Below are 19278 nucleotides of genomic sequence, written 5' to 3' on the forward strand. Positions count from 1 at the left end.
GATCATGAGGCCGACCCCAGGAGCCGGAGCCAGCAGTCGACGATGGGCTCGTCGGGCGTGACGCGGCAGGCCCGCCAGCCGGCGCGACGCAGCGCGCGGATGGTCTCGTCCGCCTCGGCTGCGTGCGCCGGGGTGTCGGCGCGGACCACGGCCCAGGCCTGGGCGTCGTCGGCGACGTGCGCGAGCGCGGCGCGCGCCGATGCGCCTAGCGGCCCGAGCACCGCGAGCACGATCTCGCCGGCGGCGTCCGTGGTGTGCAGGAGGTGCGCGGCCGCGACGAGGTCGACCTCGCCCTGCACGTTCGTGCGCGGCGCCTGGAGGTCGATCGTGCGGTCGAGCACGGCCGCCCGGGCACCGGGGCCGGACCGGCTGTGCACGAACGCCAGGGGATAGGGGCCGGTCTCCGGCTCCGACCGCAGGCCGCCGACCAGCCGCACGGGGTGGCCCCCCTCGAGCATGGCGAGCGCCATCGACGCCGCGAGCGAGATCGACCACTCCAGGGTGGACGCACGGGCGGGCAGGCCGAGCAGCACGGACACGGGACGCATGCCGGCGCGTTCGTCGGACCGGACCATCAGGGCGCCGCGGCGGGCGCTGCTGCCCCAGTGCACGCGCCGCAGGTCGTCGCCCTCGCGGTAGTCGCGCAGGGACGCGTCGTCGGTCGACGGGGTCCGGGCGCCGAGAGCGACGCGGTCGGGCTCGCCGACGAGGACGTCGGCAGGCGTGGGCAGCGGGACGACCGTGGGCCACACCGAGACCTCGGCCTGCTCGCCGAGGGTCGCCGACGCACGGACCACCCCGAACGGGTCGCTGCGGGTGACGACGAGCGGTCCCAGCGGCCACCGTCCCCGGCGCGCGGCCTGGACCGCGTAGGTGACCGTGACGCGGCGGGGAGCCCGGGCCACGCGGGCGCGAAGGGGCCGCCCACCCGACAGCTCGGTGGCGGCCTGCTCGGCGAACTTGAGCCCGGCCAGTCGCACGCGGGCGGCGGGGTCGGTCGCGGCGATGACCACCTCGATCTGCGCCTCGGAGCTGGCGTGCACCGGGTTGGGCGTCGTGCTGCGCGTCACGCCGAGGCGGTGCCGCCCGCGGCCGGGGTCGAACACGAAGACGCCGATCGCGGCGGCGACCACGAGGAGCAGGGCCAGGGTGCCGATCCGGACGAGGTCGACCGAGCCGAGCACCACGCCGAACTGCACGGCGGCGACCCCGGCTGCCGCGAGGGTCCAGCCGCGAGCGGTAGGTCGCAGTCGCATCAGCCGACGGCGCGACGGGCCCGCCCGGCGGTGGCCGATGCGGGCAGCGGGAGGCGGTCGACGATGTCCGAGACGATGTCGGAGGTGGTGCGACCCGACAGGCGCGACTCGGTGCTCGGGAGCAGCCGGTGCGCCAGGACGGGCACGGTCAGCTGCTGGACGTCGTCGGGCAGGACGTGGTCCCGGCCGTCCATGGCGGCGAGCGCCTTGGCGGCCCGGAGCAGCTGGATCGCCGCCCGGGGGGAGGCACCGAGCCGCAGCCCGTTGTCCTCGCGGGTGGCCGTGACCAGGTCGACGATGTACCGCTTGACGGCCGGCGAGGCGTAGAGCCTGCGGGTGGTCTCGATGGCGGCCTTGACTTGCGTCGCGTCCGTGACGGCGCTCAGGGCGTCGAGCGGGTCCGAGGTCTCCTGGTTGTCGAGCATCTCCAGCTCGGACTCGATGCTCGGGTACCCGACGGTGAGCCGGGCCATGAACCGGTCGCGCTGCGCCTCGGGCAGCGGGTACGTGCCCTCCATCTCCACCGGGTTCTGCGTCGCCACGACGAGGAACGGGCGGGGCAGCGGATAGCTTCGGCCGTCCACCGTGGCCTGGGCCTCCTGCATGCACTCCAGCAGCGCCGACTGCGTCTTCGGCGAGGCGCGGTTGATCTCGTCGCCGATGACGATGTGCGCGAACACCGGTCCGGGCCGGAACTCGAACTCGTGCGTCTGCGACCGGAAGATGTTGACGCCGGTGAGGTCGGACGGCAGCAGGTCCGGCGTGAACTGGATCCGCCCCACCGAGCAGTCGATCGTCTTGGCGAGTGCCTTGGCGAGAGTCGTCTTCCCCACACCCGGCACGTCTTCGAGCAGCAGGTGCCCCTCGGCGAGCAGGACCGCGACCGTGACCCGGACGAGCTCAGGGCGTCCGGTCACCACGCTCTCGATCCCGGCACGCATCCGGAGCGTGGTGGCGACGACGTCCTCGAGCTCGATCGACGACGGGGTGGCCTGCAGCATGGCGCCTCCTTTGGCGGAACTGGCACGAGCCTAAAGGCCGTTGCGGTGACATTCATCGTCCTTGGCCCCCCCACTTCGCTCCACGTGGGTGAGGTCCGTGGGGTTCAACAGGCGCCGGAACGGGTCCGACATGGCGATTCGCCCCAGTTTGTCTCATGCGCGGCGACCCCGCCGCCGCACACGTCGGCAGGGGCGGCTTTCGTCGTGAAATCCCCTCCACTTCGCACCACCGCCGTGACCTGCATTTTTGCGCACGCCATCGGGTGAATAGCGGCGTCGGTTCCTTGCGGGTGGAGTGAAGTGGAGTACCGTGGAGGCACGTGGTGAGGCGGGGAGCGTCCAACCGGGGGAGCAGAGGGAGGCGTGGTGACGTATGAGGCGTCCACCGGCGCGTTCGGCTCCTTCACGCCCTTCCTCGGGACGTACACACCGCGCCTCGACGAGAAGGGCCGGCTCATCCTCCCGGCCAAGTTCCGTGGCCAGCTCGCCCCGGGTCTCGTCATGACGCGCGGTCAGGAGCGATGCCTCTTCCTGCTCCCGATGGCGGAGTTCCAGCGCCTGCACGACCAGCTGCGCCAGGCGCCCGTCACCAGCCGGCAGGCGCGGGACTACCTGCGCGTGTTCCTGTCCGGCGCCAGCGACGAGCTGCCCGACAAGCAGGGCCGCATCTCGATCCCGCCGATGCTGCGCAGGTACGCCGGGCTGGACCGGGACGTCGCCGTCATCGGCACCGGCACCCGCGTCGAGATCTGGGACCTGCAGGCGTGGGAGACGTACCTGTCCGAGCAGGAGGCCGGCTACGCCGACACCGCGGAGGAGGTCTTCCCGAACGGACCGTTCTGACGCTCCACCCCAGGCCCATGGGCCGCCCGGTGAGACCTCCCCCCGACTTTGCTGACGCACTTCCCCGGCGTCAGAGGGTCGGAGGGGGATCTGGTCGGACGGCGGAGGGCCGTCCGACCTCACTTGTTCGTCCGAGACACCAGGAGCGGGAGGCAGCGATGAGCGAGACCGACGACGCCGCCTCGCGGCACACGCCGGTGCTCCTGCAACGTTGCCTCGACCTGCTCGCACCTGCGTTCGAGGGCCACGAGACGGCAGTGCTCGTCGACTCGACGCTCGGCATGGGCGGCCACACGGAGGGCGTGCTGGCGGCGTTCCCCAACGTACGCGTGGTCGGGCTCGACAGGGACACCCAGGCGCTCGAGCTCGCCGGCCGCCGTCTGACGCCGTTCGGCGAGCGGTTCACCGGGGTGCACGCGATCTACGACGAGATCAACGAGGTGCTCGCGCGGCTCGGCATCGCGAAGGTCCAAGGCGTCCTCATGGACCTCGGGGTGTCCTCGCTGCAGCTCGACGAGCGCGAGCGCGGCTTCTCCTACTCGGCCGACGCCCCTCTCGACATGCGGATGGACGCCACGACCGGCCAGACGGCCGCCGACGTGCTGAACACGTACGACGAGCGTGAGCTCGCCCGGATCCTGCGGGAGTACGGCGAGGAGCGGTTCGCGCCGCGCATCGCCCGCGCCATCGTCGCGCAGCGCGCCCGGCGCCCGCTGGAGCGGACCGGTGAGCTGGTGAGCATCGTGCGGGCGAACATCCCGGCGGCCACGCGCAAGACCGGGGGCAACCCCGCCAAGCGCACGTTCCAGGCGCTGCGCATCGAGGTGAACGGCGAGATCGAGACGCTCGAGCGGGCGCTGCCGGAGTCGATCGAGGCGCTCGCGGTGGGCGGACGGCTCGTCGTCGAGTCGTACCACTCGCTCGAGGACCGGGCCGTCAAGCGGGCGATGGCCGCGGGAGCGACCTCGAGCGCCCCGCCGGACCTGCCCGTCGAGCCGGCCACGCACGCGCCGTACCTGCGGCTCGTCACGCGCGGTGCCGAGGAGGCCGACGAGGCCGAGCTGGCCCGCAACCCCCGCTCGCAGTCGGTGCGCCTGCGCGCCGCCGAGCGCACCCGCCCGACTCCTGACCATCTGCGTACGAAACCGACCGGAAGGAGGGCGGCATGAGCGCCCAGTCCGCAGTACGTGCCCGTACCTCCCCGGCCCGGCCCCGCACCGCGCCGCAGAATCCACCCGCACCACGTTTGAAGGTCGTCCGCGCGCCGCAGCACGCTCGGACGCGGATGCCGTTCATCCTGGCGTGCATGGCCGTCCTCGCGGGAGCGCTGCTCTCCGCCCTCCTGCTGAACACGTCGATGGCGTCGACGGCCTACGCCAAGTACGACCTGTCCAACCAGCTCGGCCAGCTCGACCAGGACGCCAAGGACAAGCAGGCCGACCTGGACGCCCAGGCGTCGCCCGCGCACCTCGCGGCGGCGGCGACCGCGCTCGGGATGATGCCGGCCAACGGCACGGGCTGGCTGAAGCTCTCCGACGGCACCGTGCAGGGCGCCCCCCAGGCCGCCGGGGCCGCGGGATGACGACCCCGGTCACCGGCCGCCCGCGGACGGGCGCGCGCCCGCCGACGAACGGCACCCGGCCCGCCGGCAACACCGTCCCCCGGCCGCGTCCGGGTGGCCCGTCGCGGACGGTCGAGGTCCCCACCCGCACCGGCGGCCGCCCGCCGCAGTCGGGCTCGCGCAACCGGATGACCTTCCTGACGATCGCCATCGTCCTGACGCTCGTCGTGTTCGCCGGTCGGCTCGTCTGGGTGCAGGGTCTGCGCGGCCCGAGCATCGCCGAGAAGGCGCGGGACTCGCGGCTCGTCTCGGTGGAGACGCTAGGCGGCCGCGGACAGATCACCGACGCCGACGGGGTCGCGCTCGCCGCCTCGGTGGAGCGGTACGACATCTCCGTCAACCAGAAGACCGTGCCCGAGTACCGGTCGACCGGCTCGGTCCCGGGTCCCGACGGTGCGGCCGGCGTCGCCGCGCACCTCGCGCCGCTGCTCGACATGAACGCGGCGGAGCTGGGCGGCAAGCTCGTCGGCGACCGCGGCTTCGTGTACATCAAGAAGGGTGTGCTGCCCGACGTCGCACGCGAGGTGCGCAAGCTCGGCCTGCCGGGCGTCAACGTGGACCGGGTGGCCGAGCGGGTCTACCCGAACGGCAACCTCGCCGGGAACGTCCTCGGCTTCGTGAACTCGAACGGCGCCGGACTCGCCGGCCTCGAGCTCTCGCTCGACAAGCGCCTGACGGGCACGGCCGGCAGCGAGACGTACGAGCGTGGCCGCATGGGTCAGGCGATCCCCGGCGGGTACGACAAGGAGACGCCGGCCCGGCAGGGCGACTCGGTCATGCTGACCCTCAAGTCCGACGTGCAGTACCGGGCCCAGGCCGCCCTGGACGCCCAGGTGGCGGCCACCGGGGCGGACTCCGGGTCGCTGGTCGCCATGGACACCAAGACCGGCGACGTCTACGCGCTGGCCGACTCGAACAGCGTCGACCCGAACCACCCCGGCGACTCGAAGAGCGGTTCGCTGTCCAGCGCGATCTCGGACGTGTTCGAGCCCGGGTCGACCGGCAAGGTCATCACGATGTCGGCGATCCTGGACAACCACGTCGCGACGCCGACGTCGCAGTTCCAGGTGCCGTACGCGTACTCGCCTGACGGCAAGGAGACGTTCCACGACTCCCACGAGCACGGCGTCGAGAACCTGACGCTGACCGGCATCCTCGCCGAGTCCTCGAACTCGGGCACGGTCATGGTCGGCCAGAACCTGCCGGTGCAGACGCGGTTCGACTACCTGCAGAAGTTCGGATTCGGCGCCAAGACGGGGATCGAGCTGCCGGGGGAGTCGGTCGGCATCCTGCACCCCGTGAGCTCGTGGGAGCGTCGCGACAAGTTCGCCGTCCTGTTCGGCCAGTCCGTCTCGGTGACCGCGATGCAGGCCGTCCAGGTGTTCGCGACGATCGCGAACGGCGGGGTCCGGGTCCAGCCGCACATCATCAAGGGCTGGACGTCGCCCGACGGCACGTTCACCCCGTCCGCGACGCCCACCACCACCCAGGTGGTCTCGCCCGAGACCGCCAAGACGGTGCTCAGCATGATGGAGAGCGTCGTCGACGACGGCACGGGCTCCAGCGCCGCGATCCCGGGCTACCGCGTGGCCGGCAAGACGGGTACGGCGCAGGCGTGGGCCTCGGACGGCACGCAGGGGATCACGGCGTCGTTCATCGGCGTGGCACCGGCGGACGACCCGCGCATCGCCGTCGCGGTGATCCTGCACAACCCGCGCAGCTCGATCTACGGCGGCACGGTCGCGGCGCCCGTGTTCAGCAACGTCGCGGGCTACCTGCTCGGCGAGCTCGGCGTAGCGCCGTCGGGCACCACGGGGACGCTGTTCCCGACGACGTGGTGAGGCGCGCTCCCCGGGACGCCGCCAGGCGTCCGGGCGACCCCGGTCGGGGTAGATTCTCCCCATGACGTCCCCGGCTCGGATGCGCCCGCTGCATCCCGCGGTCCACCGGGTCGCCGACCTCGTCGGGACGTTCGACCTGGTCACGGCGGGTCTGCCGGTGGCCGAGGGCGCTCAGCTGACGGGCGTCAGCCTGGCCAGCGCCGACGTGGTCGAGGGGGACGTGTTCGTCGCGGTCCCCGGCCTCAAGGTGCACGGGGCCGCGTACGCGGGTCAGGCGGTCGAGGCCGGTGCCGCGGCGATCCTCACGGACCGGGCCGGGCTCGACCTGCTGGGCGACCTGGCGGCCCGCCTGCCCGTCCTGCTCACGGACGACCCGCGCTCGCTGGCCGGCCCGATCGCCGCCTGGGCGCACGAAGCACCCGGGGAGCGGCTCGCCTCGGTCGGCGTGACCGGGACCAACGGCAAGACGACGACCACCTACTTCGTCGACGCCGCACTGCGCGCGGTGCACCCCCTGACGGCGCTGCTGGGCACGGTCGAGCTGCGGATCGGCGAGGACGCGATCGAGAGCCCGCGCACGACGGTCGAGGCGCCCGCGCTGCAGGCCCTGCTTGCCGCCGCGCTCGAACGGGGCGCGACCGCGGTCGCCATGGAGGTCAGCTCGCACGCCCTGGCCCTCGGCCGCGTCAACGGGCTCGTGTTCGACGTGGTCGGGTTCACCAACCTGCAGCGCGACCATCTCGACTTCCACGGCGACATGGAGGGCTACTTCCGCGACAAGTCGCGGCTGTTCGCGTCGGGGCAGGCCCGCCGCGGCGTCGTCGTCGTCGACGACGAGTGGGGTCGGCGGCTCGCGACGGACGCGCCGATCCCCGTGGAGACGGTCGCGACGCACGTCGGCTCCGGCATCGTCGCGGACTGGACCGTCACGGCCGCGGACATCGGGCTGGACGGCGTCGGCTCGACGTTCACGTTGCGCGGGCCCGACGGCACCGACCACTCGGCGGCCAGCCCCCTGCCCGGTCTGGTGAACGTCTCGAACGCCGCGCTGGCGATCGTGCTCGCGCACGCTGCAGGCGTCGAGCTGTCCGTGGCGATCGAGGCCGTGGGGCACGCGCACGAGATCCCGGGTCGCATGGAGCGCGTGATCGAGCGCGGCGACGGCTTCCCGCTGTCGCTCGTCGACTACGCGCACACGCCCGACGCCCTCGTCCTGGCGCTCGAAGCTGTCCGGCCCATCACGCCCGGTCGACTGATCCTCGTCTTCGGCTCCGACGGCGACCGGGACCAGGGCAAGCGCCCGATCATGGGCTCGATCGCCGCGGATCTCGCCGACGTGATCGTCGTCACGGACGAGAACCCGCGTTCCGAGGAGCCGTCGAGCATCCGTTCCGCCATCCTCGACGGAGTGCGGGCGCACCGCCCGGACCTGGTCGACGTGCACGAGGCGACGAGCCGCGCGCAGGCCATCCGCGACGCCCTCGCCCTCGCCGACGAGCAGGACACCGTGATCATCACGGGCAAGGGGCACGAGCCCACCCAGGAGATCGCCGGAGTGTTCCACCGGTACAACGACCGTTTCGTGCTGCTCGCAGCGCTCGAGGGCCGTCAGGAGCAGCACGCGTGATCGCCCTGACCGCGGCCGAGATCGCGGCCGCAACCGGCGGTGTGCTGCGCGGCGACGTAGAACCGTCCCTGCTGGTCGGCGGCTCGGTCGTCGTGGACTCGCGCGAGGAGGTCCTGGGGGGCCTGTTCGTCGCGCTGCCCGGGGAGCACGTCGACGGTCACGAGTACGCCGCCGCGGCCGTGCGGGCCGGTGCCGCGCTGGTGCTCGCGGCCCGCGACGTCGTCGACGACGGTGGCGTCGTCGTGCCGAGCGTCGTGGTGCCGGACGTGGAGCAGGCGCTCGGCGACCTCGCCCGGCTGGTGCTGGAACGGCTGCGGGAGGCCTCCTACGAACCGGGCGGCTCCGGGCTCAAGGTGGTGGGCATCACCGGGTCGGTCGGGAAGACGACCACCAAGGACCTGCTGGCGCAGCTCTGCGGGAGCGTCGGGCCCACGGTCGCGCCCGTGCGCTCGTTCAACAACGAGATCGGCCTGCCGCTGACCGTCCTGCGGGCCGACGAGAGCACGCGTTTCCTCATCCTCGAGATGGGGGCGAGCGGGCCGGGGCACCTCACGTACCTGACCAGGATCGCGCCGCCCGACGTCGCCGTCGTGCTCGTCGTCGGTCAGGCGCACCTCGGCGGGTTCGGCGGGATCGAGGAGGTCGCCCGGGCCAAGTCCGAGATCGTGCAGGGCCTGGTCCCCGACGGGGTCGCGGTGCTCAACGCCGACGACCCGCGGGTCTCGGCGATGGCCGCGCTGGCGCCCGGCGACGTGAGGACGTTCGGGGCCGCGCCGGAGGCGTCGGTGGGCGCGCGTGACGTCGCCGTCGACCGCGCCGGTCGGGCCCGGTTCACGCTCGTGTCGCGCTCGGACGAGGGCGAACGAACGGCGACCGTCGAGCTGCGTCTGGTCGGTGAGCACCACGTGCACAACGCGCTCGGTGCCGCCGCCGCCGCCCTGGCCGTCGGGCTCGACCTCGACGAGGTCGCCGCGGGCCTGACCGTCGCGGACGCCCTCAGCCCCCACCGCATGCACGTCGTGGACCGCGCCGACGGGGTGACCGTCGTCGACGACTCCTACAACGCCAACCCGGACTCGATGCGCGCGGCCCTGAAGGCGCTGGCCGTGCTGGCCGGGCGCGACCGGCGGTCGATCGCGGTCCTCGGCGAGATGCTCGAGCTCGGCCCGGAGACGCGCACCGCGCACGACGCGATCGGTCGGCTCTGCGTCCGGCTGAACATCGGGCTGACGATCGTCGTCGGCGAGGGCGCCCGCGCGATCCGCGACGGCGCCAACCACGAGGGTTCGTGGGGCGACGAGGTGGTGCTGGCCGACGACCTCGACGTCGCGACCCGGTTCCTGGAGTCGGAGCTGCGGCCGGGCGACGTCGTCCTGGTCAAGTCGTCGTACGGCGCCGGCCTGTGGCGGCTCGGGGACCTCCTCGTCGAGGGAGCCGTCGCATGAGGGCGCTCCTGATCTCCGGCGGGCTGTCCATGCTCATCGCCCTCCTGGGCACGCCGCTGTTCATCCGGTTCCTGGTGCGCAAGCAGTACGGCCAGTTCATCCGGCAGGACGGCCCGACCGCCCACTTCACCAAGCGTGGGACCCCGACGATGGGCGGCGTCGTCATCATCGCCGCCACGCTGCTCGGCTGGATCGGCGGCCTGGTGGCCACCCGGACGCTGCCGAGCGCCTCGGCGGTCCTGGTCCTTTTCCTGATGACCGGGCTCGGGCTCGTCGGGTTCCTCGACGACTTCATCAAGATCTCCCGCCAACGCAGCCTCGGGCTGAGCGCCCGGTGGAAGATCCTCGGCCAGGGACTCGTCGGGGTCACGTTCGCCGTCGCGGCCCTGCAGTTCCCCAACGCGAAGTTCCGGACACCGGCGTCCACGCACATCTCGTTCATCCGGGACACCAAGCTCGATCTCGCGTTCTGGGGCACGACGATCGGGGTCATCCTGTTCGTCCTGTGGGCCAACTTCCTCATCACGGCGTGGTCGAACGCGGTCAACCTCACCGACGGGCTGGACGGCTTGGCGACGGGCGTCTCACTGATCGTCTTCGGCGCCTTCGTGATCATGGGCGTCTGGCAGAACAACCAGAGCTGCCAGGTGCTCGCGACCGCCGGCCCGCGCTGCTACGAGACTCGGGACCCGCTCGACCTCGCGGTCGTCGCCGCCGCGATCGTCGGCGCGTGCTTCGGGTTCCTGTGGTGGAACGCGAGCCCGGCCAAGATCTTCATGGGCGACACCGGCTCGCTCGCCCTGGGCGGCGCGCTCGCCGGCCTGTCGATCCTCACGCGGACCGAGATCCTGGCCGCGATCATCGGTGGCCTGTTCGTGCTCGAGGTCATGTCGGACGTCATCCAGATCGGCTTCTTCAAGCTGACGCGAAGACGGGTCTTCAAGATGGCACCGCTGCACCACCACTTCGAGCTGTCGGGGTGGGGCGAGGTGACCATCGTCATCCGGTTCTGGATCATCGCCGGGCTGTTCGTCGCCGTCGGCGTCGGGATCTTCTACGCCGAGTGGGTGGCCGGGTAGGTGGCTGAGGTCCAGCTGGACGGTGCTCTGGTGATCGTCGCCGGCCTGGGGGTCTCGGGTCGCGCCGCCGCCGAGGTGCTCGCCTCGCTCGGGGCCCGCGTGGTCCCGGTCGACGACCATGCCGACGACGTCATCGGCACGCAGGAGCTGCTCGCCGGGACCGCGCTCGACCGCGCGTCCCTCGTCGTCGCCTCACCCGGCCTGGCGCCGCACCACCCCCTGCTCGCTGCTGCGCTCGCACGCAGTCTGCCCGTGTGGAGCGAGGTGGAGCTGGCTTGGCAGGTGCGCGTCGACCGCGCGTCCGGCGACGGACCGGCGCCCTGGTTGGCGGTGACCGGGACGAACGGCAAGACGACCACCGTCGGCATGCTCGAGTCGATCCTGCGGACGGCGGGCCGACGGGTCGCGGCGGTCGGCAACGTGGGTCCGCCGGTGGTGCTCGCCGCGCGGGACCCGTCGCTCGACGTGCTCGTGGTCGAGCTGTCCAGCTTCCAGCTGCACTTCACGCACTCGATGTCCGCGCAGGCGGCCGCCGTGCTGAACATCGCGGCCGACCACCTCGACTGGCACGGATCGATCGAGGCGTACGCGGCGGACAAGGGCCGGATCTTCGAGCGCGCCCAGGTCGCGTGCGTCTACAACCTGGCCGACCCGCGCACCGAGGAGCTCGTCCGGGAGGCCGACGTCACCGACGGGGCGATCGCGGTCGGCTTCACGCTCGGCACGCCGCTCGTCGGTCAGGTCGGGATGGTCGAGGACGTGCTGGTGGACCGCGGCTTCGCGCGCCTGCGGCACACGCACGCCGCCGAGCTGGGCACCCTCGACGACCTGGCGCAGCTGGCCGGGCCCGACGGCACCGTGCCCCCGCACGTCGTCGCGAACGCCCTGGCCGCCGCGGCGCTCGCTCTCGCGCACGGGGTCGAGCCGGCCGCCGTGCGCGCCGGCCTTCGCGCCTACTCCGCGGGTGCGCACCGTCTCGAGACGGTGGCCACGATCGACGCGGTCGCCTACGTCGACGACTCCAAGGCCACCAACGCCCACGCGGCCGCAGCCGCGCTGGCGGCGTTCGCACCCGGTTCCGTCGTGTGGGTCGCTGGCGGCCTGGCCAAGGGTGCCCGGTTCGACGAGCTCGTCGCCGCCCGCAGGGACCGGCTCGCGGCGGCGGTGCTGATCGGGGTCGACCGGGAACCGTTGCGCGAGGCACTCGCCCGACACGCACCCGAGGTCCCCGTGGTCGAGGTGGACGCCGGTGAGACTGAGACCGTGATGACCCGCGCCGTGCACGAGGCCCGACGGCTCGCCCTCGGGGCTGCCGGGCTTGCGGCGGATGCGCGCGTCACCGTGCTGCTCGCCCCCGCGTGCGCGTCGATGGACCAGTTCTCGTCGTACGCCGCCCGAGGTGAGGAGTTCGCCGCCGCCGCGCGTGCGCTCGGCGAGGACGTGTGAACGGGCGGACGGGGGCACGGGCGTGACCGCGACGACACCGCGACCCGCCCGCGACCGGGCGCCCGACGCACCGACCGCCACCGGCTCGATGCTCGGGCAGTGGAACAGCGCGGTGACCAGCTACTACGTGCTCGTCGGCGCGGCGGCCCTCCTGCTCGTGCTCGGGCTGGTGATGGTCCTGTCGAGCTCGAGCGTCGAGTCGCTCGACAAGAGCGGGTCGCCCTATGCCGTGTTCCTCAACCAGGCGCAGTTCGCACTCATGGGGCTGCCGCTCCTGTTCGTGCTGTCCCGGATGCCCGTGCGCTACTTCAAGCGCTTCGCGTGGCCGGCGCTGGGCGCCGCGATCCTGTTCCAGCTCCTCGTGTTCACGCCCCTGGGCTGGGGCGTGGGCGGGAACCAGAACTGGGTGCGCATCGGCGGGATCACCGCGCAGCCGTCCGAGGCGATCAAGCTCGCGCTGGCCGTGTGGCTCGGTGCCGTGCTGGCCCGCAAGCTGCCCCTGCTGCGGCAGTGGCGCCACGCTCTCGTCCCCGCGGTGCCCGTCGCCGGGGTCGCTCTCGCCGTGATCCTGGCGGGTCACGACCTCGGCACCGCGATGGTGCTCCTGCTGCTCGTGGCGGGGGCGCTGTTCGTCGCCGGTGTGCCCCTGCGGATGTTCGGCTTCGCAGCGCTCCTCGCGGCCGGGCTCACCGCGGCGCTGACGCTCTCGAGCGGGAACCGCACGGGCCGCATCTCGAGCTGGCTCTCGAGCGACTGCGACGTCACCCAGGCGTGCTACCAGACCCTGCACGGCGGATACGGCCTGGCGAGCGGCGGCTGGGGAGGTCTCGGGCTGGGGGAGAGCCGGGAGAAGTGGTCCTACCTGCCGGCCGCGCACAACGACTTCATCTTCGCCATCCTCGGCGAGGAGCTCGGCCTGATCGGCACGCTCCTGGTCCTCGCGCTGTTCGGGCTGCTCGCGTTCGCCATGATCAGGATCATCCGACGCCACCAGGACCCGTTCGTGCAGATCACCACGGGCGCGATCCTGTGCTGGATCATCGGCCAGGCGATCGTCAACATCGCGGTCGTCATCGGTCTCGCGCCCGTCATCGGGGTGCCCCTGCCGCTCGTGTCCGCGGGTGGGTCGGCCCTCATCGTGACGATGGCGGCACTTGGCGTGCTGATCGCGTTCGCGCGCTCCGAGCCCGGCGCCGCCGAGGCGCTCGCCGCCCGGCCGAGCGTCGTGCGGCGCTCGCTCGCCGTCATCGGCCGGTCTCGTGGCTGACGAGCGCCGGCCCCCGTCGGTGCTCCTCGCCGGCGGCGGGACGGCCGGGCACGTCAACCCGCTGCTCGCCGTGGCCGACGAGCTTCACCGCCGGCACCCGAACGCGCGCCTGACCGTCCTCGGCACCGCCCAGGGCCTGGAGGCGCGCCTGGTGCCGGAGCACGGGCTCGACCTCGCGCTCGTCCCGCGCGTGCCGCTGCCGCGTCGCCCGACGCTCGACTGGTTCCGCCTGCCGGGTCGGTTGCGCGCCGCCGTGCGGGCCGCCGGTACCGCGATCGACGACTCCGGCGCGCAGGTCGTCGTCGGCTTCGGCGGGTACGTGTCGACGCCCGCCTACCTGGCAGCGCGGCGACGCGGGGTGCCGGTCGTGATCCACGAGGCGAACGCCCGGCCCGGCCTCGCCAACCGGCTCGGTGCGCGCTGGGCGAGGTCCGTCGCGGTGACGTTCCCCGGGACCGCGCTGCGCGGCGCCCAGGTGACGGGCCTGCCGTTGCGCGCGCCGATCGCCCGCCTGCTCGCCGAGCGATCCGCGGATGCGCACCGCGCGCGGGTGGCGGCGGCCCAGTCCCTGGACCTCGACCCGACCCTGCCGACGCTCCTGGTCTCGGGCGGGTCGCTGGGAGCCGTCAGCGTCAACACCGCCGTCTCGGGTGCCGCGGCCGAGCTGCTCGCGCGGGGCGTCCAGGTCCTGCACCTGACCGGCGCAGGCAAGGCCGACGCGGTCCGCGCAGCGCTCGAGGGCGTGCCCGGCGCCGAGCGATACCAGGTGCGCGAGTACCTGAGCGACATGCACCTCGCGCTCGCCGTCGCCGACGTCGTCGTCGGGCGGTCCGGCGCGGGCACGGTCTGCGAGCTCGCCGCGCTCGGCATCCCGGCCGTGTACGTCCCGCTGCCCGTGGGCAACGGCGAGCAGCGGCTCAACGCGGCCGCGGTGGTCGCTGCGGGCGGGGGCCTGCTGGTCGACGACGACGACCTCGATCCGGCCTGGCTGCTCGCGCACCTGCCCGTCCTGCTCGTCGGCGACGCGGCAGCCGAGACCCGGGCGCGGATGGGCCGCGCGGCGGCGAGCGTCGGCGTGCGAGACGCGGCCGCACGCGTCGCCCGGCTCGTCGAGGCCGAGCTGCCCGCGCCGCCCAAGGCTCCCAAGCAGCTGGCCGCCGAGAAGCTCGGTCGCGTGCACCTCATCGGAATCGGGGGCGCCGGGATGTCCGCCGTCGCGGGGCTGCTGGCCGCGCGCGGGCTGACGGTGAGCGGCTCGGACGCGGCCGACGGTCCCGCCCTGCCCGCACTGCGCGAGGCGGGCGTCACGGTGCACGTCGGGCACGACGCCGCGCTCGTCGACGGCATCGACACGCTCGTCGTCTCCTCGGCCGTGCGCGAGTCGAACCCCGAGCTCGCCCGCGCGCGGGCCCTGGGCATCCGCGTCCTGCACCGGTCGGAGGCGCTCGCCGCGCTCATGGTGGGCCGGGACGCGGTCGCGGTGGCCGGGGCGCACGGCAAGACGACGACGTCGGCGATGGTCGCGACCGCGCTGCTCGACGCGGGCGCCGACCCGTCCTTCGCCATCGGCGGGTCGGTCCTCTCGGCCGGCGGCGCGCTGGGCGGCAGCCGCGACGGAACGGGTCGGGCGTTCGTCGCCGAGGCCGACGAGTCCGACGGCTCGTTCCTGGCGTACGCGCCGCTGGTCGCGGTCGTGACCAACGTCGAGCCGGACCACCTGGACCACTACGGGTCCGCGGAGGCGTTCGAGGACGCGTTCGTCGCGTTCGCCGAGCGGATCCGACCCGGCGGAGCGCTCGTGGCGTGCGCCGACGACGCCGGCGCCGTGCGGCTCGTCGACCGCGCCCGCGCCCAGCTGGCCGCCCGCGACGTCGCGGTGGTCACGTACGGCACCTCGCCGACCGCCGACGTCGTGGTGGGCGACCTGCGTCCCGACGGTTCCGCGTGGAGCGTGGACCTGACCACGCCCGACGGCGTGCTGACCGTCCGGCTCGCGGTACCGGGCGTGCACAACGCGCTGAACGCCGGGGGCGCGTGGGCGGCTGCGCGGCGCCTCGGCACCGATCCGGTCGCCGCCGCGACCGGGCTCGCGGCGTTCCGGGGGACCGGTCGCCGGTTCGAGGACCGCGGGACGGTGGACGGCGTACGCGTCGTCGACGACTACGCGCACCATCCGACCGAGGTGGCCGCCCTGCTCCGGCAGGCCCGATCGGTGGTCGGACCCGGTCGCGTGCTCGTCCTGTTCCAGCCGCACCTCTACTCGCGCACCCGGACGTTCGCCGTCGAGTTCGGGGCCGCGTTCGACCTCGCCGACCTGGTCGTCGTCACGGACGTCTACGCCGCCCGCGAGGACCCGGACCCGCAGGTGACCGGGGCGCTGATCGTGGACCGGGTGCCGACCGCCGGCAAGGCGAGCTTCGTGCCCGACCGGCTCGACGCCGCGCGCGCCGTCGCGCAGGCCGCCCGCCCCGGTGACCTGGTGCTCACGGTCGGGGCCGGCGACGTCACGCTCCTGGGCCCCATCGTGCTCGCCGAGCTCGCCGGAGGCTCCCGGTGAGCCCCTCGCGACCCACGGCCCCACGCGACCCCGCACCGAGCCGTCCCGCGCGTCCGCCCGCCCGTCCCACGCCGCCGGCCGCCCGTCGGCCCGCGCCGGCACCACGGACCGAACCCACCCGGACGGCCGAACGGACCCCCGACCCAGCGACGCCCGACACGTTCGGACGGTCCGTGACCACCTACTCGGCCGGGCGGGTGCGGGCCTACAACGGCCCGGTCGTGCCGCCGGTGGTCTCGACGAGCTCCATCGCGCGGTTCGCCGAGCGCGCCCGGGCCCGCCGCAACCTGGCGCGCCGTCAGCTGATCCTCACGACGGCCGTGGTCGTCGCGGTCGTCGGGCTCGGATGGCTGCTGTTCGCGTCCCCGGTGCTGGCGCTCGACCCGACGAAGATCGAGGTCCAGGGGGCGGGCACGGTCGTGGCCGTCGACCAGGTCCAGGCCGTGGTGGCGGCGCACGCGGGAACGCCGCTGCCGCGTCTGGACACGGTGTCGCTGCGCGACGAGCTGCTCGACGTCCCCGGCGTCCGGGAGGCCCGCGTGACGCGCGCGTGGCCGGCCGGGCTGTCGGTGACGCTCGTCGCCCGCGAGCCGGTGGCCGCCGTGCCTGACGCGTCGACCGGCAAGGGGTTCGCGCTCCTCGACCAGGACGGCGTCCAGGTCGGCCGGGTCGACGCCGCACCGGCGGGCCTTCCCGTGGTCGACGTCCCCGTGGGCGACAAGCGGACGCTGACGGCCGTGCTCGGGGTGCTCGAGCAGCTGCCTGCGGACCTGCTGGCCCAGGTCGAGGGCGTGTCCGCGCACACGCAGGACACCGTGAGCATGAAGCTGCGTGACGGCGTCCAGGTCGAATGGGGGAGCGCGCACGAGACGCCCTTGAAGATCGCGGTGCTCAAGGCCCTGCGCGCATCGCCGGCCGCGGCGGGCGCTTCGGTGATCGACGTGTCCGCACCGCGCCTGCCCATCACGAAGTAGGGCGAATTCGAGGGCAAGTCCCGACACGCGCGGCGCGGTCGTTGATAGTGCCGGACGCGCGACCTAGCGTCACGCCTGACAACAGAACCTGACATAACTATAACCCTCAAGTAGAGGGTGAAGGTTTGTACCGGCTCCGGCGTGTCGCCGGATCGGACCCGGCGGCCCAGCCGTACCGCAGTCGTCACAGCAAGCGCAGGCCCAGCACGCACGCACAGAACGAGAGGCACCCACCGTGGCAGCTCCGCAGAACTACCTGGCGGTCATCAAGGTCGTCGGCATCGGCGGCGGCGGCGTGAACGCCGTGAACCGCATGATCGAGGTCGGCCTCAAGGGTGTCGAGTTCATCGCCGTCAACACGGACGCCCAGGCGCTCCTGATGTCGGACGCGGACGTGAAGCTCGACATCGGCCGCGAGCTGACGCGGGGGCTGGGCGCAGGCGCGGACCCGGAGGTCGGCAAGAAGGCCGCCGAGGACCACAAGGACGAGATCGAGGACGTCCTGCGCGGCGCCGACATGGTGTTCGTGACCGCGGGCGAGGGCGGTGGCACCGGTACCGGTGGCGCGCCGGTCGTCGCCCGGATCGCCCGCTCGCTGGGTGCGCTGACCATCGGTGTCGTCACCCGACCGTTCACCTTCGAGGGGCGTCGCCGCTCGGTCCAGGCCGACTCGGGCATCGAGGCGCTGCGGGCCGAGGTCGACACGCTCATCGTGATCCCGAACGACCGCCTGCTGCAGATCTCGGACCGGTCCGTGTCGGTGCTCGACGCGTTCCACTCGGCCGACCAGGTGCTCCTCTCCGGCGTCCAGGGCATCACCGACCTCATCACCACGCCGGGGCTCATCAACCTCGACTTCGCCGACGTGAAGTCGGTCATGCAGGGTGCCGGCTCCGCGCTCATGGGCATCGGCTTCGCCCGCGGCGACGACCGCGCGGTCCAGGCCGCCGAGATGGCGATCTCGTCGCCCCTGCTCGAGGCGTCGATCGACGGAGCCCACGGTGTCCTGCTGTCCATCCAGGGCGGTTCCGACCTCGGCCTGTTCGAGATCAACGAGGCGGCCCGTCTGGTGCAGGAGGCCGCGCACCCCGAGGCCAACATCATCTTCGGCGCGGTCATCGACGACGCCCTCGGCGACGAGGTGCGGGTGACCGTCATCGCGGCCGGGTTCGACAGCGGGTCGCCGACGATCCGTCGCGACGCGCGCGCGCTCGGCCAGGTCTCCGGCAACTCCGCCGGCGCGCGTCCGGCTCCCGCCGCCGCCCAGGTCCCCGCGCACGTCCCCGCTCAGCGACCGGTCGTCGAGCGTGAAGAGGTCCCGGTGCCGGTCGGTGCCTACGCCGGTGGCGCGGGCCAGCCCGACGTCCCCGCGTTCCTGTCCACGGAGGCGGAGCCGACGCCGATCACCGGTGCGCTCGAGGTCCCGCGGATCTTCACCGAGGACGGCCCGCGCCGCGACCGGGAGCGTGACGAGCTCGACGTCCCGGACTTCCTGAAGTAGACGTGCTGGTCGACGGCGCGGACCTCGGGACCGGGGTCCGCGCGGGCTTCACCTCCCGGCAGGGCGGCGTCAGCGCCGCGCCGTACGACACCCTCAACCTCGGGCTCGCCGTCGGCGACGACCCCGCCCTCGTCACCCGCAACCGCGCCGTGCTCGACGACTGGGCGGGCGCGCCGGTCGCCTACGCCACCCAGGTGCACGGGACCGGGGTCGTGGTCCTGGCGGAGCCCTCGGACGACGTGGGCGAGGCCGACGCCCTGGTGTCGATCTCACCGGACGTGGCCGTGGCCGTGCTCGTCGCAGACTGCGTCCCCGTCCTGCTCGCCGACGCGTCCGCCGGAGTGGTCGCTGCCGTGCACGCGGGCCGCCGCGGGCTCGCGGCGGGTGTCCTGCAGGCGGCCGTCTCGGCCATGGTCGGCGTCGGAGCCGACGTCGGGCGCATCCGCGCGGCGGCGGGCCCGGCGATCGGCGGCCGCTCGTACGAGGTGCCCGCCGAGCTGCGTGAGGAGGTGGCCGCCGTGGTGCCCGAGACCTTCGCGACGACGTCGTGGGGCACTCCGGCGCTCGACCTGCCCGCCGGCGTGGACGCCGTGCTGCGCCGGCTCGGCGTCCGGGACGTGCTCGTGTCCGACCGTGACACGTACACCGACGGCGACCTGTTCTCGTTCCGGCGCTCGTCGCGGACCGGCCGGTTCGCAGGAGTCGTGCGACCACCGACGTGAACGGGCGTGTCGCGACGCGCCCGGCGTGCTCCCCGTTGCTAGCGTGACGGCAGAGGGAGCCCACCAGCGTCTTCGCGACCCCGCAGGGTCCGGCGCCG

At 73.5% G+C, this 19278-nt stretch carries 15 protein-coding genes; 13 read left to right on the plus strand and 2 right to left on the minus strand.

Annotation, left to right across the window (positions count from 1 at the left end; all coding sequences use genetic code 11):
- Nucleotides 1–2 precede the first annotated feature (2 nt).
- Both ACPPVS_RS07205 and ACPPVS_RS07210 read right to left on the minus strand, forming a co-directional pair.
- Nucleotides 3–1256, minus strand: a complete 1254-nt coding sequence (locus tag ACPPVS_RS07205; RefSeq protein ID WP_426595347.1) for a DUF58 domain-containing protein — start codon at nucleotides 1254–1256, stop codon at nucleotides 3–5.
- On the minus strand, nucleotides 1256–2257 hold the full coding sequence (locus ACPPVS_RS07210) for an AAA family ATPase (RefSeq protein WP_426595348.1): 1002 nt from the start codon (nucleotides 2255–2257) through the stop codon (nucleotides 1256–1258). The genes ACPPVS_RS07205 and ACPPVS_RS07210 overlap by 1 nt, the downstream gene beginning before the upstream one ends.
- Before the next feature lie 366 nt (nucleotides 2258–2623).
- On the opposite strand from ACPPVS_RS07210, the gene mraZ reads away from it, so the two are divergent.
- From mraZ to pgeF, 13 genes are all read left to right on the plus strand, one after another.
- On the plus strand, nucleotides 2624–3100 hold the full coding sequence (mraZ, locus tag ACPPVS_RS07215; RefSeq protein WP_426595349.1) for a division/cell wall cluster transcriptional repressor MraZ: 477 nt from the start codon (nucleotides 2624–2626) through the stop codon (nucleotides 3098–3100).
- Nucleotides 3101–3258: 158 nt separating this feature from the next.
- Nucleotides 3259–4269 carry a 16S rRNA (cytosine(1402)-N(4))-methyltransferase RsmH gene (gene rsmH, locus ACPPVS_RS07220; RefSeq protein ID WP_426595350.1) on the plus strand — a complete coding sequence of 337 codons (1011 nt, stop codon included), beginning with the start codon at nucleotides 3259–3261 and terminating at the stop codon, nucleotides 4267–4269.
- Between the two features lie 137 nt (nucleotides 4270–4406).
- Nucleotides 4407–4682, plus strand: coding sequence for a hypothetical protein (locus tag ACPPVS_RS07225; RefSeq protein ID WP_426595351.1), 276 nt, complete (start codon nucleotides 4407–4409; stop codon nucleotides 4680–4682).
- Nucleotides 4679–6562 (plus strand): peptidoglycan D,D-transpeptidase FtsI family protein, encoded by a 1884-nt coding sequence (locus ACPPVS_RS07230; RefSeq protein ID WP_426595352.1) that lies wholly within the window; start codon nucleotides 4679–4681, stop codon nucleotides 6560–6562. The genes ACPPVS_RS07225 and ACPPVS_RS07230 overlap by 4 nt, the downstream gene beginning before the upstream one ends.
- A 61-nt stretch (nucleotides 6563–6623) precedes the next feature.
- The gene (locus ACPPVS_RS07235; protein ID WP_426595353.1) at nucleotides 6624–8189 is read left to right on the plus strand and encodes a UDP-N-acetylmuramoyl-L-alanyl-D-glutamate--2,6-diaminopimelate ligase; all 1566 of its coding nucleotides are present in this window, start codon (nucleotides 6624–6626) and stop codon (nucleotides 8187–8189) included.
- Nucleotides 8186–9634: a UDP-N-acetylmuramoyl-tripeptide--D-alanyl-D-alanine ligase gene (locus ACPPVS_RS07240; protein WP_426595354.1), complete on the plus strand. Its 1449-nt coding sequence runs from the start codon at nucleotides 8186–8188 to the stop codon at nucleotides 9632–9634. The genes ACPPVS_RS07235 and ACPPVS_RS07240 overlap by 4 nt, the downstream gene beginning before the upstream one ends.
- The gene (gene mraY, locus ACPPVS_RS07245) at nucleotides 9631–10713 is read left to right on the plus strand and encodes a phospho-N-acetylmuramoyl-pentapeptide-transferase (RefSeq protein ID WP_426595355.1); all 1083 of its coding nucleotides are present in this window, start codon (nucleotides 9631–9633) and stop codon (nucleotides 10711–10713) included. Before ACPPVS_RS07240 ends, mraY begins: the two co-directional genes overlap by 4 nt.
- On the plus strand, nucleotides 10714–12159 hold the full coding sequence (murD, locus tag ACPPVS_RS07250) for a UDP-N-acetylmuramoyl-L-alanine--D-glutamate ligase (RefSeq protein WP_426595356.1): 1446 nt from the start codon (nucleotides 10714–10716) through the stop codon (nucleotides 12157–12159).
- 22 nt (nucleotides 12160–12181) lie between these two features.
- Nucleotides 12182–13426 carry a putative lipid II flippase FtsW gene (ftsW, locus tag ACPPVS_RS07255; protein ID WP_426595357.1) on the plus strand — a complete coding sequence of 415 codons (1245 nt, stop codon included), beginning with the start codon at nucleotides 12182–12184 and terminating at the stop codon, nucleotides 13424–13426.
- Nucleotides 13419–15983 (plus strand): UDP-N-acetylmuramate--L-alanine ligase, encoded by a 2565-nt coding sequence (murC, locus tag ACPPVS_RS07260; RefSeq protein ID WP_426595358.1) that lies wholly within the window; start codon nucleotides 13419–13421, stop codon nucleotides 15981–15983. The genes ftsW and murC overlap by 8 nt, the downstream gene beginning before the upstream one ends.
- Nucleotides 15984–16156: 173 nt before the next feature.
- A complete protein-coding gene (locus ACPPVS_RS07265; RefSeq protein ID WP_426595359.1) occupies nucleotides 16157–16957 on the plus strand; it encodes a cell division protein FtsQ/DivIB in 801 nt (266 codons plus the stop codon).
- 235 nt (nucleotides 16958–17192) lie between these two features.
- Complete coding sequence (gene ftsZ, locus ACPPVS_RS07270) at nucleotides 17193–18458, plus strand: cell division protein FtsZ (RefSeq protein ID WP_426595360.1); 1266 nt, start codon at nucleotides 17193–17195, stop codon at nucleotides 18456–18458.
- Between the two features lie 2 nt (nucleotides 18459–18460).
- Entirely contained in the window at nucleotides 18461–19180 is a 720-nt protein-coding gene (pgeF, locus tag ACPPVS_RS07275) for a peptidoglycan editing factor PgeF (RefSeq protein WP_426595361.1), read from the plus strand.
- The last annotated feature ends 98 nt before the right edge of the window (nucleotides 19181–19278 follow it).

Source organism: Cellulomonas sp. McL0617 (genome assembly GCF_049994875.1).
Classification (GTDB): Bacteria; Actinomycetota; Actinomycetes; order Actinomycetales; family Cellulomonadaceae; genus Cellulomonas.

Coding starts and splice junctions, on each gene's coding strand:
- ACPPVS_RS07205 (WP_426595347.1), bottom strand. CDS start 1,256: ATGCGACTGCGACCTACCGCTCGCGGCTGGACCCTCGCGGCAGCCGGG.
- ACPPVS_RS07210 (WP_426595348.1), bottom strand. CDS start 2,257: ATGCTGCAGGCCACCCCGTCGTCGATCGAGCTCGAGGACGTCGTCGCC.
- rsmH (WP_426595350.1), top strand. CDS start 3,259: ATGAGCGAGACCGACGACGCCGCCTCGCGGCACACGCCGGTGCTCCTG.
- ACPPVS_RS07225 (WP_426595351.1), top strand. CDS start 4,407: ATGGCCGTCCTCGCGGGAGCGCTGCTCTCCGCCCTCCTGCTGAACACG.
- ACPPVS_RS07230 (WP_426595352.1), top strand. CDS start 4,679: ATGACGACCCCGGTCACCGGCCGCCCGCGGACGGGCGCGCGCCCGCCG.
- ACPPVS_RS07235 (WP_426595353.1), top strand. CDS start 6,624: ATGACGTCCCCGGCTCGGATGCGCCCGCTGCATCCCGCGGTCCACCGG.
- mraY (WP_426595355.1), top strand. CDS start 9,631: ATGAGGGCGCTCCTGATCTCCGGCGGGCTGTCCATGCTCATCGCCCTC.